This is a genomic window from Bradyrhizobium nivariense, from assembly GCF_029846695.2.
Taxonomy (GTDB): domain Bacteria; phylum Pseudomonadota; class Alphaproteobacteria; order Rhizobiales; family Xanthobacteraceae; genus Bradyrhizobium.
In genome coordinates, this window is the sequence record NZ_JARWCR020000049.1 from 53018 (window position 1) to 66892 (window position 13875).

At 64.4% G+C, this 13875-nt stretch carries 18 protein-coding genes and 3 pseudogenes; 14 read left to right on the top strand and 7 right to left on the bottom strand.

Going from position 1 to position 13875, the window contains the following annotated elements:
- Positions 1 to 56 precede the first annotated feature (56 nt).
- The 5 genes from QCM77_RS31010 to QCM77_RS31030 all read left to right on the top strand — a co-directional run bounded on the left by QCM77_RS31010 (position 57) and on the right by QCM77_RS31030 (position 4310).
- Complete coding sequence (locus tag QCM77_RS31010; protein WP_279661350.1) at positions 57 to 1196, top strand: epoxide hydrolase family protein; 1140 nt, start codon at positions 57 to 59, stop codon at positions 1194 to 1196.
- Between the two features lie 130 nt (positions 1197 to 1326).
- Complete coding sequence (locus QCM77_RS31015; protein ID WP_279661349.1) at positions 1327 to 2937, top strand: acyl-CoA synthetase; 1611 nt, start codon at positions 1327 to 1329, stop codon at positions 2935 to 2937.
- A 9-nt stretch (positions 2938 to 2946) separates the two neighbouring features.
- A complete protein-coding gene (locus QCM77_RS31020; protein WP_279661348.1) occupies positions 2947 to 3414 on the top strand; it encodes a MarR family winged helix-turn-helix transcriptional regulator in 468 nt (155 codons plus the stop codon).
- Positions 3415 to 3495: 81 nt separating this feature from the next.
- Positions 3496 to 3864, top strand: coding sequence for a nuclear transport factor 2 family protein (locus QCM77_RS31025; RefSeq protein WP_279661347.1), 369 nt, complete (start codon positions 3496 to 3498; stop codon positions 3862 to 3864).
- 2 nt (positions 3865 to 3866) lie between these two features.
- Entirely contained in the window at positions 3867 to 4310 is a 444-nt protein-coding gene (locus QCM77_RS31030; protein WP_279661346.1) for a hypothetical protein, read from the top strand.
- Here QCM77_RS31030 and QCM77_RS31035 read toward each other — a convergent pair.
- A pseudogene (locus tag QCM77_RS31035) lies at positions 4311 to 4697 on the bottom strand (response regulator); the annotation flags it as partial. It abuts the gene before it with no gap.
- Between the two features lie 2 nt (positions 4698 to 4699).
- Between QCM77_RS31035 and QCM77_RS31040 the strand changes: the two are divergent.
- Positions 4700 to 5218 (top strand): annotated as a pseudogene (locus QCM77_RS31040) (DUF2189 domain-containing protein); the annotation flags it as partial.
- 27 nt (positions 5219 to 5245) lie between these two features.
- Here the strand turns inward: QCM77_RS31040 and QCM77_RS31045 are convergent.
- Positions 5246 to 5437 (bottom strand): hypothetical protein, encoded by a 192-nt coding sequence (locus tag QCM77_RS31045; RefSeq protein ID WP_279661345.1) that lies wholly within the window; start codon positions 5435 to 5437, stop codon positions 5246 to 5248.
- Positions 5437 to 6243 carry a transglutaminase-like domain-containing protein gene (locus tag QCM77_RS31050; protein WP_279661344.1) on the bottom strand — a complete coding sequence of 269 codons (807 nt, stop codon included), beginning with the start codon at positions 6241 to 6243 and terminating at the stop codon, positions 5437 to 5439. Before QCM77_RS31050 ends, QCM77_RS31045 begins: the two co-directional genes overlap by 1 nt.
- A 404-nt stretch (positions 6244 to 6647) precedes the next feature.
- Here QCM77_RS31050 and QCM77_RS31055 point away from each other — a divergent pair, with 404 nt between their 5' ends.
- Complete coding sequence (locus tag QCM77_RS31055) at positions 6648 to 6824, top strand: hypothetical protein (protein WP_279661343.1); 177 nt, start codon at positions 6648 to 6650, stop codon at positions 6822 to 6824.
- Positions 6825 to 6842: 18 nt separating this feature from the next.
- Here QCM77_RS31055 and QCM77_RS31060 read toward each other — a convergent pair whose 3' ends face one another.
- From QCM77_RS31060 to QCM77_RS31070, 3 genes are read right to left on the bottom strand one after another with little or no spacing between them, the layout of a single operon-like run.
- Positions 6843 to 7355, bottom strand: a complete 513-nt coding sequence (locus QCM77_RS31060; RefSeq protein ID WP_279661342.1) for an SRPBCC family protein — start codon at positions 7353 to 7355, stop codon at positions 6843 to 6845.
- Positions 7352 to 7822 carry an SRPBCC family protein gene (locus tag QCM77_RS31065; RefSeq protein ID WP_279661341.1) on the bottom strand — a complete coding sequence of 157 codons (471 nt, stop codon included), beginning with the start codon at positions 7820 to 7822 and terminating at the stop codon, positions 7352 to 7354. Before QCM77_RS31065 ends, QCM77_RS31060 begins: the two co-directional genes overlap by 4 nt.
- The gene (locus tag QCM77_RS31070) at positions 7815 to 8129 is read right to left on the bottom strand and encodes an ArsR/SmtB family transcription factor (RefSeq protein WP_247339426.1); all 315 of its coding nucleotides are present in this window, start codon (positions 8127 to 8129) and stop codon (positions 7815 to 7817) included. The genes QCM77_RS31065 and QCM77_RS31070 overlap by 8 nt, the downstream gene beginning before the upstream one ends.
- 116 nt (positions 8130 to 8245) lie before the next feature.
- Here QCM77_RS31070 and QCM77_RS31075 point away from each other — a divergent pair, with 116 nt between their 5' ends.
- From QCM77_RS31075 to QCM77_RS31095, 5 genes and pseudogenes are all read left to right on the top strand, one after another.
- Entirely contained in the window at positions 8246 to 9691 is a 1446-nt protein-coding gene (locus QCM77_RS31075; protein WP_279661340.1) for an LVIVD repeat-containing protein, read from the top strand.
- 2 nt (positions 9692 to 9693) lie between these two features.
- Positions 9694 to 10236: a hypothetical protein gene (locus tag QCM77_RS31080; protein WP_279661339.1), complete on the top strand. Its 543-nt coding sequence runs from the start codon at positions 9694 to 9696 to the stop codon at positions 10234 to 10236.
- 45 nt (positions 10237 to 10281) lie between these two features.
- Positions 10282 to 10902, top strand: coding sequence for a LysE family translocator (locus QCM77_RS31085; RefSeq protein ID WP_279661338.1), 621 nt, complete (start codon positions 10282 to 10284; stop codon positions 10900 to 10902).
- Between the two features lie 82 nt (positions 10903 to 10984).
- Positions 10985 to 11221, top strand: a pseudogene (locus QCM77_RS31090) (DUF3592 domain-containing protein); the annotation flags it as partial.
- 5 nt (positions 11222 to 11226) lie between these two features.
- Positions 11227 to 11358: a hypothetical protein gene (locus QCM77_RS31095; protein WP_279661337.1), complete on the top strand. Its 132-nt coding sequence runs from the start codon at positions 11227 to 11229 to the stop codon at positions 11356 to 11358.
- Here the strand turns inward: QCM77_RS31095 and QCM77_RS31100 are convergent.
- Positions 11355 to 12161, bottom strand: coding sequence for an N-formylglutamate amidohydrolase (locus QCM77_RS31100; protein WP_279661336.1), 807 nt, complete (start codon positions 12159 to 12161; stop codon positions 11355 to 11357). The genes QCM77_RS31095 and QCM77_RS31100 overlap by 4 nt on opposite strands.
- Before the next feature lie 92 nt (positions 12162 to 12253).
- Between QCM77_RS31100 and QCM77_RS31105 the strand changes: the two genes are divergently transcribed.
- Both QCM77_RS31105 and QCM77_RS31110 read left to right on the top strand, forming a co-directional pair.
- On the top strand, positions 12254 to 13165 hold the full coding sequence (locus tag QCM77_RS31105) for a transglutaminase family protein (RefSeq protein ID WP_279661335.1): 912 nt from the start codon (positions 12254 to 12256) through the stop codon (positions 13163 to 13165).
- Between the two features lie 191 nt (positions 13166 to 13356).
- Positions 13357 to 13755, top strand: coding sequence for a gamma-glutamylcyclotransferase family protein (locus QCM77_RS31110; protein ID WP_279661334.1), 399 nt, complete (start codon positions 13357 to 13359; stop codon positions 13753 to 13755).
- Positions 13756 to 13875 lie beyond the last annotated feature (120 nt).

The window sequence follows — 13875 nt, forward strand, 5'->3', positions numbered from 1 at the left end:
TCCGGGCTCGCGCTTCGCGCGCCCCGGAATGACAAAAGAAACTGGGGAGGCAACCGATGGCCGGCGCCATCAAACCGTTCCGCATCGCCATCAGCGACGACATCCTCACCGACCTCAAGTCGCGCCTCGCCCGCACGCGCTGGCCGGAGGCGGAGCTGGTCGACGACTGGAGCCAGGGTGCGCCGCTGACATGGATCCAGGAGATCTGCGGCTATTGGGCTGATGGCTACGACTGGCGTGCGCGCGAGGCCAAGCTCAATCGCTTCGAGCAGTTCACCACCGAGATTGACGGGCTCGACATCCACTTCCTGCATGTGCGCTCGAAGGAGCCGTCGGCGCTGCCGCTGATCATCACCCATGGCTGGCCCGGCTCGATCGTCGAATTCCAGAAGGTGATCGCGCCGCTGGTCGATCCTGTGGCGCATGGCGGCAATCCCGCAGACGCGTTTCACATTGTCTGTCCGTCGTTGCCGGGCTTTGGTTTCTCCGGCAAGCCGAAGACCACCGGCTGGGGAGTCGATCGCATCGCCGCGACCTGGGCCAAGCTGATGGACCGGCTCGGCTATATCAGTTACGGCGCGCAGGGCGGCGACTGGGGTTCGGCGGTGACGACCTCGCTCGGCATGCAGGACGGCGAGCATTGCGCCGGCATTCACGTCACGCTCGCCTTCAACGCAGCGCCGAAGGTCGAGGGCGAACCGACGGCGGAGGAGAAGCGGGCGCTCGCCGGCCTCAAGCACTACGTCGACCTCGACTCCGGCTATTCGAAGCAGCAATCGACGCGGCCCCAGACACTCGGCTACGGCCTGACGGATTCCCCGAGCGGGCAGGCGGCCTGGATTCTGGAAAAGCTCTGGGCCTGGACCGATTGCAACGGTCATCCCGAGAACATCTTCACCAAGGACGAGCTGCTCGACAACGTCATGCTCTATTGGGCGACAGAGACGGCGACCTCGTCTGCGCGGCTTTACTGGGAAAGTTTTGGCAGGCGCCGGACCACGCCGGTCGTGAAGGTGCCGACCGGCGTCGCCGTGTTCCCCAAGGAGATCATTACGCCGGTTCGGCGCTGGATGGAGCCGAACTTCCACAACATCACGCACTGGAGCGAAATGGAGAAGGGTGGCCATTTCGCTGCGTTCGAGCAGCCGGAGCTGTATGTCGGCGAGGTCAGAAAATTCTTCCGGACGGTGCGGTAGCCACGCACTCTGCCGTCGTGCCCGGGCTTGTTCCGGCCATCCACGCGCTTAGACTAGGCGCAAGAAGCAAGTGCGTGGATGGCCGGAACAAGCCCGGGCCTGACGCCGAGACCGTGGAAACGCCCCAGCCATGCTCACCGAAGCCGCAACCTACGACGAGCTCTATCGCAACTTCCGCTGGGACATCCCGGCGCGCTTCAACATGGCGGAGGCCTGCTGCGATCGCCATGCCGACGGCACCGGCCGCCTGGCGCTGGTCTATGTCGACGAGAACGGCGCCATCACGCGCACATCCTTCGACGAGGTTGCGGAGATGTCGCGCCGCTTCGCCAACGTGCTGAAGGCGGATGGTCTTGCCCGCGGCGACCGCGTCGCGGTGTTCCTGTCGCAATCGCTGGAGCTGCCGATCGCGCATCTCGCCGCGTTTCGCTCCGGAATGATCTCGATCCCGTTGTTCGCATTGTTCGGTGAGGACGCGCTGGAATTCCGTCTGTCGAATTCGCAAGCAAGGGCGATCGTCACGGACGAAGCCGGCTGGGAGAAACTCACAAAGGTTCGCGATCGGTTACCCTACCTGCAAGACATCTATGTCACGAGCGGCGCCGTCCACGCCGGTGCCAAGCCGTTCTGGCCGGCGATCGAAACCGCGTCCGAGGAATTTGCAACCGTGGAAACTTCCGCCGACGATCCCGCGCTGATCATCTACACCTCGGGCACGACGGGCAATCCGAAGGGCGCGCTGCATGCGCATCGCGTCGTGCTCGGCCATCTCCCCAATGTCGAGATGTGCCACAACTTCCTGCCGCGCCCCGGCGATCTCATGTGGACGCCGGCCGACTGGGCCTGGATCGGCGGCCTCGTCAACGGCCTGCTCGCGTTCTGGTATCACGGCATTCCCCTGGTCGGCCACCGCGCGCGAAAATTCGAGCCGCAGGCCGCGATGCAGATGATGGCCGATCTCGGCGTGCGCAATGTCTTCCTGCCGCCGACCGCGCTGAAGCTGATGCGGCAGGCCGGCGTGACGCATTCGGGCGTCAAGCTGCGCAGCATCTTTACCGGCGGCGAATCCCTCGGCGGCGAGCTGCTCGGCTGGGTGCGCGAGACTTTCGGCATCGACGCGCATGAGGTGTTTGGCCAGACCGAATGCAATCTCGTGATCGGCAGCAACGCGAATCTGTTTCCGATCCGTCCGGGCGCGATGGGCAAGGCGACGCCGGGTTTCGACGTTCGCATCGTCAACGACAAAGGCGAGGAGCAGCCGAGGGGACAGCGCGGCATCATCGGCGTGCGCCAGCCCTGCCCGTGCACGATGCTCGAATACTGGCGCAATCCGGACGCCACGGCGAAAAAATATGCCGGCGAGTTCCTGCTCACCGGCGATCTCGGCGTGCAGGATGAGGACGGCTATTTCTGGTACGTCAGCCGCGAGGACGACGTCATCACCACCGCAGGCTATCGGGTCGGCCCGTCCGAGATCGAGCACACGCTGATGAAGCACCCGGCGGTGGCGATGGCCGCGGTGGTCGGCATCCCCGATCCGATCCGCACCGAATCGATCAAGGCCTGGATCGTGCTGCGTCCCGGCTTTGCCGCAAGCGACACGCTCGCGCGCGAGATCCAGGAGTTCGTCAAGGTGCAGCTCGCTGCTCACGAATACCCACGCTTCGTGGAGTTCGCGGAGACATTGCCAATGACCGCCACCGGAAAGGTGCTGCGGCGCGAGCTGCGGGCGCGGGGTTAGCTTCCTACAATGGCAAAGACGTCTCAAGCCGCGGGGCTTCACCGCGCCTCACTTGCGAAGCTGCACGATCTCGATGCAGCGCTGGAGCTCATGTATTACGGCTGGCGCGGCATGACACGCGAGGCCGACGCGTTTCTTGCGAAGCAGGGTCTGTCGCGCCCGCACCATCGTATCCTCTACGTGGTGGCGCGCCGGCCCGATATCGCGATCGGCTCGCTGATCGAGATCCTCGGCATTTCCAAGCAGGCCCTGAACCGGCCGCTCAATTTGTTGCTGGAGCGCAAGCTCCTGACGTCGAAGCGGTCGCCCGAGCAGCATCGCTCGAAGCTGCTGCGCCTGACGGCCGCGGGGCAGCGCATCGAGCAGCGTGCATCGGACCACGAGCGCAAGGTCCTGCGCGCGGCGTTCGATCGCGTCGGAGCGCCAGGTGCGGCTGGGTGGATGGGCGTCATGGAGGCGATTGCCGACACCAACTGACAATTCCTGAAGTCAACATGGTTGACATGATGGGCGGGCTTTGCCACTTTCCGGACCAAAGAGCCGGGGGAGGGCTCCGCCATGAGCGGGCAGAAAATGAATCGCGCGGCCGCCGAACGCTTTGTCGCGGCATGGTGCGCGAACTGGTGCAAGGTCGATATCGATGCGGTCGTCGCGCATTTTGCCGACGACGCGGAGATGCGCAGCCCTCTGGCTCTGACGCTGACCGGTTCTCCTGTCGTCACCGGCGCCGACAACATCCGCGCCTACTGGCGGAGAGTCTACGGCCACGTCGAAAGCGCCGACCTGAAGATCCTGAGCTGGAGCTGGGACGACACGATCGCGCGACTGACGGTGTGGTGGCAATTGGGCGATACACGCGCCAGCGAGTTCATGGATTTTGACGATGCGGGCCGCGTGGCGCGCAGCGAAGCCTTTTACGGAAAATAGCCATGCGCCTTTCGGATATCGTCCTGTTCCTCAACGCGCTCTGGTTCGGCGGCGCCTTCATCCAGTTCAGCATTGCCCAGCGCAATACGCTCAAGATTCTCGTGCCGCGCGAAGAGCGCGGCAATCCGATCGCGCCGACATTGTCAGCCAGCGTGGCATTCCTCGGCGGCATCAATCTGCCGATCGGCCTTCTCTCGCTGTATCTTTTGGCCGCTCGTCCGGTTTTCTTCCAGCCGGTCGAAGCGCAGTTGGTGCTGTTCCTGTTCTTTGCCGCCTGCCACTTCAGCCAGTTCGCCTACAACCTTCCGGTCCTGATGCGCGGAGGACGCGTCGGGGTGGCTTACTGGCCCGTGTTGAAGGGCCCGATGCTCAGGATATTCGTCATCGACGCGGCCCTGTTCGTGGCCAATCTTGGTGCGGCGCTTCTCCTCGCGTCGCGTTCCTGACTATCGCGACGGCGCCGACAGGGCTGACCGCAGCGTCGCGGCGAGGTCTCGCCGCCGGAACGGCTTGGTCAGGATGCGGGCGTCGCCGACCCCGTCGGGCGCCTTGACCGGATTTCGGCTGTAGCCGGAGGTGAAGAGCACCTTGAGCCCGGGCCGCAACTGGGTCGCCTGCCTGGCGAGCTCTGGCCCGAACATGCCGCCGGGCATCACGACGTCGGTGAACAGCAGGTCGATGTCTCCGGACTGGCGCAACAAGTCGAGCGCCGCCGGGCCGCTCGCCGCCGTGATGACGCGGTAGCCGAGCGTCTTCAGCTCGTTTTCAACATAGGTCCGAACCATGTCGTCGTCCTCGACGACGAGAATGGTCTCGCGTCCTTGGCGCGTGACGTTCCCTTCGCCGCGAGCGCGGCGAGCCGATCTCCCTCGGCGCGATCTGGTCGGCCGTGTGCGCGCGCAGCGAGATCGGCTGGATGGCCTTCGTCACGCTGTTCGTGTTCGTGGTCTGGATGTACCAGGTGCGGCTTCTGATCGCGCTGCTGCTCGGCCTGCATGCCTCGTTCTCGAGCCTTCAGGAATTCATGACGGTGGTGCTGACCACGAACGAGGGCTTGCTGTTCCTCGGCATCGGCAACGCGGTCGGTGCCGTGCTGTCGCTGATCCTGTTCTCGCTGACCGTGGTGTCGTTTCCGCTGCTGCTCGACCGCGAGGTCGATTTCGTCACGGCGATGGTCACGAGTGTACGCGCGGTGGTGACGAGCCCGCTGCCGATGATCTCGTGGGCCGCCGTCATCGTGATGCTGCTGATCGTTTCGGCGCTGCCGTATTTCCTGGGCCTGGTGGTGACGCTGCCCGTGCTCGGGCATGCAACCTGGCATCTTTATCGGCGGATCGTGGTGCCGGTGACGTAACAGGGAGCCGGACGCAACGGCAGCGAGCTATTCGCCCGTTGCCAGGCGGCGAGCGCCGGATGAGGTCAGTTCGAGTTCGCCGAGGCGCCTGATCGCATAACCCAGGCTGGTCAGGCGCTCGCCGTGCGCCTGCGGAATTTCGCCTTGCGCCTTGCCCTTGCCGACCTCGGCCAATGAGGCAAATTCATCGGCGCTGAGGGCAGCGCTGCTGTCGGTCATCAGGCGACCTCGTCGGTCCATACCTTGAAATTGAGCAGGGTATTGGGACCGAAGGTCTGGGTGATCGGGACGTCCGCGGCATCGCGTCCTTGTGCGATCAGCACGCGGCCGATCCGCGGCGTGTTGTTGCGAGGATCGAACATGTGCCAGCTTCCACCGAGATAAGCCTCGAACCAGCCGGCGAAATCTCCTGCAGGCCACGGCTGCGGCGTGCCGATGTCGCTGAGATAGCCGGTGCAGTAGCGCGCCGGGATGTTCATGCAGCGGCAGAACGCGACGGCGAGATGGGCATAGTCGCGGCACACGCCCGTGCCTTCGTCGTAGGCTTCCCAGGCTGTCTTGGTCGCACGCGCGTGCTCATGGCCGAACGTGATGCGGCGATGAACAAAATCGCAGATGGCCTGGACCCGCGCCCAGCCCGGCGGCGTGTGCTCGAACAATTTCCATGCGATATCCGACAGGCGATCGGTCTCGCAGTAGCGACTGCCGAGCAGATAGACCAGCGTGTCGGCCGGCAGCGCTTCGACGGCATGCTGAAACGCGTTCGGAAACACCGGGTCGGGCAGGCCGCTGTCGCTCACGACGCCGTCGGCGGCGAGGCGAAAGGCGCCGGCCGGCGCCACGATGCGGCTGCACCAATTGCCGAAGAGGTCGCGATAGGGACTGATCGCCACCGAGGGTCTGGTGGTCAGCAGGTCGGGCACGATGACATCGGAGGCGCGCGTGAAATGCGTGCCCAACACCATGAGCATAGGTGTGGGCTGCGGGAATTCGTACAGCATCTCAAACCCGACGCGGAGCTTCATACGATTTTCCCTTGGCTAAGCTCCCAACATGGCTACGAAGCGGTCGAACACAAGGCTTCGACGGCTTATTCGACCGAAAGCGGCATTTGGCGCTTCAAAAGCGCGGCACGGGCGAGAAACCGATAGCTAATTGCAGCGATTGCGCGCACGGTGCGGGAATGTCGGAAAGATCCGTCGTCTCCGCGCATACGCAGCGCCACGACTATTCGCGCGCGACATGAAGCGCCTCATTCTCTCGCACCGGCGGAGTCGACTCGTCGCGACGTCGCAACAGCGGTCGTTGCGCACGGTGCCCGTTCCAGCGGGCGAGTTGGACGCGGCAGGCTCGTGCCGCGGACGCCTGAAGATTCCTCAGATTCCTCCGCGATTCGATTATGAGATCGAACGCCAACCGAAAGCACCTGATGCAAACTCTCTCCCCACAGCACGTCAAGACAGAGGAAGCGCTCCGGCTCGGCGTGGAGTCGGGCTGGTACGCGATCAAGGTCAGCGGGACCTTTGTCTCGGGCCCGCACGATTCGGAAGCGGATTGCCGCCGCAAGATCGACGAGATTCATCCGCCGGTGAAGAAGAAGCGATGAAGGCGCAGAGTTCGCCCGCTACGCCGTCTTGATACCCATCGCCTTCAACGCTTCCAGCATCTGCACCGGCGGCGCCATCTTGATCTGCGGCGCCTTGCCCGTTTCCAGCAGGCTCTTCAGTCCCGACAGGATTGCGGGCCAGCCGGTGCGGCCGCCGGAGAGGATGTCGTCGCTGAGCGGACGGTCGTGGCCTTCGCTCATCGTCAGCCGAACCGCCTCGCCGACCGGTTCGATCTCGTAGGTGACCAGGGTCGGTCCGAGTTTCTCGATCAGCCCGGGCCAGTTGACGTTGAAGGTGACCGAGAGCTTTCGCGGCGGATCGTAGGCGAGCACCTCGCCGCTGATGTGCAGGGCGCCATCGGGCGTGCGCACGATGAACGCGCCGCCAAGTCGCGGCTCGACCTCCACGGCATTGCCGAAGAAGTACTGCTTGCTGAACTCGGCCGAGGTCAGCGCCTCCCACACCTTGTCCGGCGTCGAGGCGATGTAAATCGTGTAGACGGTGAGCGGCTTGAATTGATCGAGGTTCATTTTGCATCGAATCCCTTGTTGAGGGCTGCGCGCGGAATGGCCAGCGCTTTGCCGCTTTCCAGCAGGCTCTTGAGCCCGGACAGGATCGCCGGCCAGCCGTTGGAAACGGCGCCGAGATATTTGCCGCCTTCGACGAATCCGTCATGCAGCACCGTCAAACGGACGAGCGAGCCGAACGGCTCGAGCGTGAACACGACGCGCGATATCGGCTCACCGCGCAGCTCCTCGTATTTCTGGTGCTTAAAGCTGTAGGACAGCCGCCGCGGCGGATCGGCTTCGAGGATCTCGCCGGAATCGGTGGTCTCGCCCTCCAGCAGGAGCGCGAAGGGGGAGCCGACCTTCCAGTCCGAGCGGACCTCGGCGCCGAACCAGTATTGCCTCGTGAATTCGCTCGACGTCAGCGCCTCCCACAGCTTCTCCGGAGTGGTCTCGATGTAGGTGACATAGACGAACTGCGGCTTACTCATCGCGCTTCTCCAACTGGCGTTTCAACTCGCTGAGCGCGGCGAGCTTGCCGCGCTCGAACTTCTTGATCCAGCGTTCGCCGATCTGATGGATCGGCACCGGATTGAGATAGTGCAGCTTCTCGCGGCCATGCCTGATGGTTGTGACCAGATTGGCCTCTTCGAGGATGACAAGGTGCTTGGTCACGGCCTGGCGCGTCATCGCGAGGTCTTCGCAGAGTTCGTTCAGCGTCTGGCCGTTCCTGGCGTGAAGCCTGTCGAGCAGCGACCGTCGTGACGCATCGGCGAGCGCTTTGAAGACGTCATCCATGGCGGGGATAATAGGCAACCAAATAGTTGCATGTCAAGATGGTGTCTTTGGCGCGCGCAAATGGCTGTGCTAGCCTTAAATCTCAGCCAACGCAGATTGGTTCCGGGAGGACTTTGATGTTCCGTTGCGTCTTGACTGCCGCAGGCATCGTCCTTTTCGCCTGCAGCACCGCGGCCCATGCGCAGAAGCAGACCATCGGCGCGCCGCCTGAAGCTTCCAACATGAAGCTGGTCGGCGCCAACGACCTTCAGGCGCGCAGCGCCTATCAGCCGACCATCCATCACCAGGGCGACCGCTGGATCGCCTATATCGGCCATCACGGCGGCACCGACGATATGCCCGCTCCCGTCAATCCGATGACCGCGCAGGCCGAACCGAACGGCACCTCGATCGTCGACGTCACCGATCCCGCGCGCCCGAAATATTTGCGGCACCTGCCGGGGCAGGAGGGCAAGTATGAATCCGGCGGCGCGCAGATGGTGCGCGTCTGCGACGGCAAGTCGTTGCCGAAGGGCGATCCCAACGCCGTCTACATGCTGCGCACCTTCGGCAGCGAGGCGCATGAGATCTGGAACGTCGCCGATCCCGCAAGCCCGGTGCTCGTCACGCGCATTGACGGTCTGAAGGACACGCACAAGAGCTGGTGGGAGTGCGACACCGGCATTGCCTTCCTCGTCTCGGGCGCGCCGGACTGGCGCACGCGGCGCATGACGCAGGTCTATGACCTCAGCGATCCCGCGCATCCGCAGAAGATCAGGGATTTTGGCCTGCCCGGTCAGGAGCCCGGTTCGACCGGCGCGGTGCCGACCGAATTGCACGGGCCGATCTCGACGGGGCCGCAGGGCAATCGAGTCTATTTCGGCTACGGCACCAACAAGGGCGGCATCCTGCAGATCGTCGATCGCGACAAGCTCCTGAACGGGCCAAAGGAGCCGACGCCGGACAATCTGCGCTATCCCGAGATTTCGCGCATGCCGATGTCCGCCTTCAACGGCGCGCACACCACGTTTCCGATGCTCGACATGCCGGTCGCGGAATTTGTCGAGGACAAGGACGGCAAGACCCGCGACATCGTCATGATCGTGGACGAGGCGATTTTGAACGAATGCGGCGAGGCGCGGCAGATGGTGTGGTTTGCCGACGTCACCACCGAGGCGCGGCCGATGATGATCTCGAGCTACACCGTGCCGGAGGCGAGCGGACAGTTCTGCCAGCGCGGCGGGCGCTTCGGCTCGCATTCGGCGAACGAGAGCATGGCGCCGGTCTACTACAAGAAGATGGCCTTCATCGCCTTCTTCAATGCCGGCGTGCGCGCGCTCGACATCCGCGATCCCTATCATCCCAAGGAAGTCGGTTACTTCATTCCGTCGATCACCAGCGCGACCGACAAGCGCTGCATCCCGATCGAGGGCGGCGAACGCTGCAAGGTCGCGATCCAGACCAACAATGTCGAGACCGACGACCGTGGCTACGTCTACATCGTCGATCGCGCCAATACCGGCCTGCACATTCTCGAACTGACCGGACCCGCGCGCGCGGTCGCCGGCCTGCCGAAGACCTGACGATGCGGCGGGGGGCGGCGATATCGGCTCTGGTGTTTGCGCTCGGCGTGTCCGGTGTCGGGGCCTATCAGCTTGCGCCGGCACCGGCGGAAGAGACCGCGCGCTGGCGCGAGATCGCCTGGCCGTTCCCGCGCGACGGCTGGCCCGCCGGGCGCGCGTTCCGCTGCGACGGCGCCTGCGCCGGCGCCGAGCTGTACGTGCGCGCCAAGCGCGGCTTCTGCAATTGCGACCGCGGTGTTGCCGACGACGATGAGGTGGATCGTGTTGCCGATATCGATCTGATCAGCCCGCGCTTTGCGGCGACGACGCCGGGTCAGGAAGTGGGCATCGGAGCGATGCGCGGCCGCGCCAGGCGCTATGATCTCGACATGTCCGACGGCGCTCGTCATGCCGCGATCGGCATCGCCGTCTCACGCCGTTGCGACCTCTTCGTTGCGACGGCGCAGGGGCGCGGGGAAGCAGGCGTGGTGCAGCGCGCGGTACGCGCGTTCCTGGAGACGCCGGAGATGAAGACGTGGGTGACCGCGGTGCTGGACGGAAAGTGAGTGCCATGCATTAATGCCCCAAACCGCCCTCAGCGAGTCCTCCCCATGATGTCCATGCAAGCCTATCTCGCCTTCGTCGCCGCCTGCATTGCGCTGGCGCTGCTGCCGGGTCCGATCGTCACCCTCGTCATCGCCAACGGCCTGCGCCACGGCACGCGCGCGGCGCTGACCAATGTCGCCGGTGCGCAAGTAGGCCTCGCCATCGTCATCGGCATCGTCGCAGTCGGCCTGACCTCGCTGATGGCGACGATGGGCTACTGGTTCGACTGGGTGCGCTTTGCCGGCGCCGCCTATCTGGTCTGGCTCGGCGTCAAGCTGATCTGGGCGCCGGTCGAGGGCGTCAAGGTCGACCAGCCGCCGGCGCCGCCGCGCGGCGGGTTCTTCCTGCAAGGTTTCCTGGTGCTGCTGTCGAACCCGAAGGTGCTGATCTTCTTCGGCGCTTTCATTCCGCAGTTCATGGACATGAACCGCGACCACTTCCCGCAGGTCGCGCTGCTGGGGGCGACCTTCATGGTCACCGCGGCGATGACGGACGCGCTCTACGCCATCGCGGCCGGGCGCGCCCGAAAATTCTTCTCGGCCCGCCGCACGCGGCTGATGTCGCGCATCTCCGGCGGCTTCATGATCGGCGGCGGCATCTGGCTGGCGCTGACCAGGGCAAAATAACCTCCATCGGCCGGTTGGCCTTGAACCCTTCGCGGCGGCGATGCGTCCAATCGGGCATTGCCGCTGACGAAGGAATTTGGCCCTGCCCGACCTGCCCTGGTTCGTCTATGCGATGCTGCTCGCACCGCTCGGACTCCTCCTGATCGCCGCAATCGTCAAGACCTGGCAGGTGCGCGAGGCGCGCAACTGGCCGCAAGCACCGGGCAAGGTCGTCACCTCGGTTGCCGAGTCGCGCGAGGTCAGGGTCCCCGACCAAGACCGCGAGGAAGGCTATCGCCTCGAGAAACGCAATTTCGCGAACGTGACTTACGAATATGCGTCGAGGTGCGTGTCAATCCCGACAATCCGGCCGAGGCAACGCTCGATGCAAACGGCGCCGGCCGCATCGCCTGGCTGCTGTGGGGCATCGCTGCCATCTTCGCCGCGCTCGCGCTGTTCGTCGCGACGCGGGGCTAATCGACCAGCCGCTCCGCCCTCAATTCGACCTCGATCTCCGCAAAAATCCGCGCCAGCCGCTCGGCCCATTGTTGCTGGCCGGACTGGTCGGCAATGAGATCCTGGCGGATCTCGATGCCGGTGCTGACGAGGCCGCGAGCTTCGCCATGCACGGGGATGGTGTAGTCGGTGAGGTCGTTCACCGCATAGGGTTCGTTGTCGCCGACGACGAGATCGCTCTCGCTGCGCAGGTGCTTGAGCAGCAGCTGGGGCAGCACGGTGTCGCGGTTGTACAGCGCGCCGATGTGCCAGGGCCGGGCGACCCCGGCATAGACCGGCGTAAAACTGTGCAGCGACACCAGCACGGTCGGCCGCTTGTCGTGCAGGCGGCGGTCGATCGCGGCATCGATGCGGTGATGATAGGGCTCGAAGATCTCGCGGCGCCTTGCGGCGCGCTCGCCCTCGGAGATGCCCTCGTTGCGCGGGATTGCAGTTGCCTCGGAGATGACGGGGATCGAGCTCACGGCGGCTGGCGGGCGGTTGCAATCGATCACGAGCCGCGAATAGCGCTGCGCGATCAGATGTGCATCCAGCATCCCTGCCAGCCGGTCGGAGACACCGGCGATGCCGATGTCCCAGGCGATATGCCGCCTCAGCTCGCTTTCGGCAACGCCGAGATCGCCGAGCGTGCGCGGCAGGATCCGTCCGTAGTGATCCGAAGTGAGCAGAAAAGGCGATGTCGCTTGCGCATTCACCTCATGCACTGGGGGAATGTCACCCTCGCCGAGGAGTTGATCGGCCGCCTCGATTGTGTCTAAAGCCATCCTGATTGCCTAATGAAAAAGCAGTCATCCCAAAGAATCGGGCGGGAATCGCTATAGATTGGTCCGCCCAACATCACCATGATTGCCTGACGATGCCGCTGCTGACGATTCACCACAAGACCGAATATCGCTACAACCGCCCGGTGGCGTTCGGTGAGCACAGGATCATGCTGCGACCGCGCGACGGGCACGATCTGCGCGTGCTCGACTCCAGGCTCGAGATCTCGCCCGAGCCGATGTCGCTGCACTGGATCCACGACGTGTTCGGCAATTCCGTCGCTATCGCGAGTTTCGACGAGCGCGCGGACGCGCTGATCTTCGACTGGCACGTCACCGTCGAGCACAATCCGGTCGAGGAGTTCGCGCTGACGCCGGACGACCCGGCCTATTTCTATCCGTTCGTTTATGACGACGAGGAATTTCCCGACCTCGTCCAGTACATCACGCCGCAATATACCGATCGCGACGGCGAGATCGCGGAATGGGCGCGCGGCTTTCTCGACGAGGACGCGCCGACGCCGACCTTCAAGATCCTGAGCGGCATGACCCACGGCATCCGTGAGCGGTTCAAGTACCGTAAGCGCCACGAGCTTGGCACGCAGCATCCGCTCGACACCTTGCAGTCCGGTACCGGGACCTGCCGCGACTACGCGCTGTTCATGATCGAGGCGCTGCGCCATCTCGGCATCGCCGCACGATTCGTCTCCGGCTACATCTTCGTGCCGGAGGATATCGAGCAGCGCCATGTCGGCGGCGGCTCGACCCATGCCTGGGTGCAGGTCTACCTGCCGAGCGCAGGCTGGATCGAGTTCGATCCGACCAACGGCATCGTCGGCACCCGCGACCTCATCCGTGTTGCGGTCGCCCGCGATCCGCGCCAGGCGATCCCGCTGCACGGCGTCTATATCGGCCCTGCGGGCGCGTTCGACGTCATGGACGTGACCATCAGGGTGGTCTCGGACGAGCAACGCAGCGGCGAGGAGCTGGAGGCGGAGGTTTCGTAGACGCTCACCGTCGTCCTGGCGAAAGCCAGGACCCATTACCCCGACTGTCAGTGTGGTGCGACGCTGTAGCCATCGAGTTGCCCGTTCCCATGTTCGGTGGCTATGGGTCCTGGCTTTCGCCGCATTTCGCCAGGACGACACTGGAATGTGTAGCGCTGTCCCTCCGTATAATTCGCAGCTATAGAGCCCCCATGACCTCCGATCGTCTTTTCGTTTACGGCACGCTGATGCGCGGCTTCGACCATCCGATGGCGCGGCTGCTTGCGGGCCACGCGGATTTCCTGGGTGAAGCGACCTGCCGCGGCCGGCTCGTCCTGGTGAAGCATTATCCGGGCCTGTTGTTGTCGGATGCGGCCGCGGACATCGTTCACGGCGAGCTCTTTCGCCTTCACGTGCCCGACGAGCTCTTGCGCGAGCTCGACATGTACGAGGCCTGCGGCGAGGGCTTTCCGGAGCCGACCGAATATCTGCGCAAGCTGGTCGACGTTGCAGGCGCCGACGGCGCGACTGCACCGGCCTGGACCTACATCTACAACTGGCCCGTCACCGATCTGCCGCGCATCGAGACCGGTCGTTTTCTCGACCACTAAAGTGCGGCTGCGGACTTGACCTCGCCCCGCTTGCGGGGAGAGGTCGGATCGCTCTTGCGATCCGGGTGAGGGGGTACAGATCGATTGGCAGACTCACCCGTGGAGAGAGGCCCCTCACCC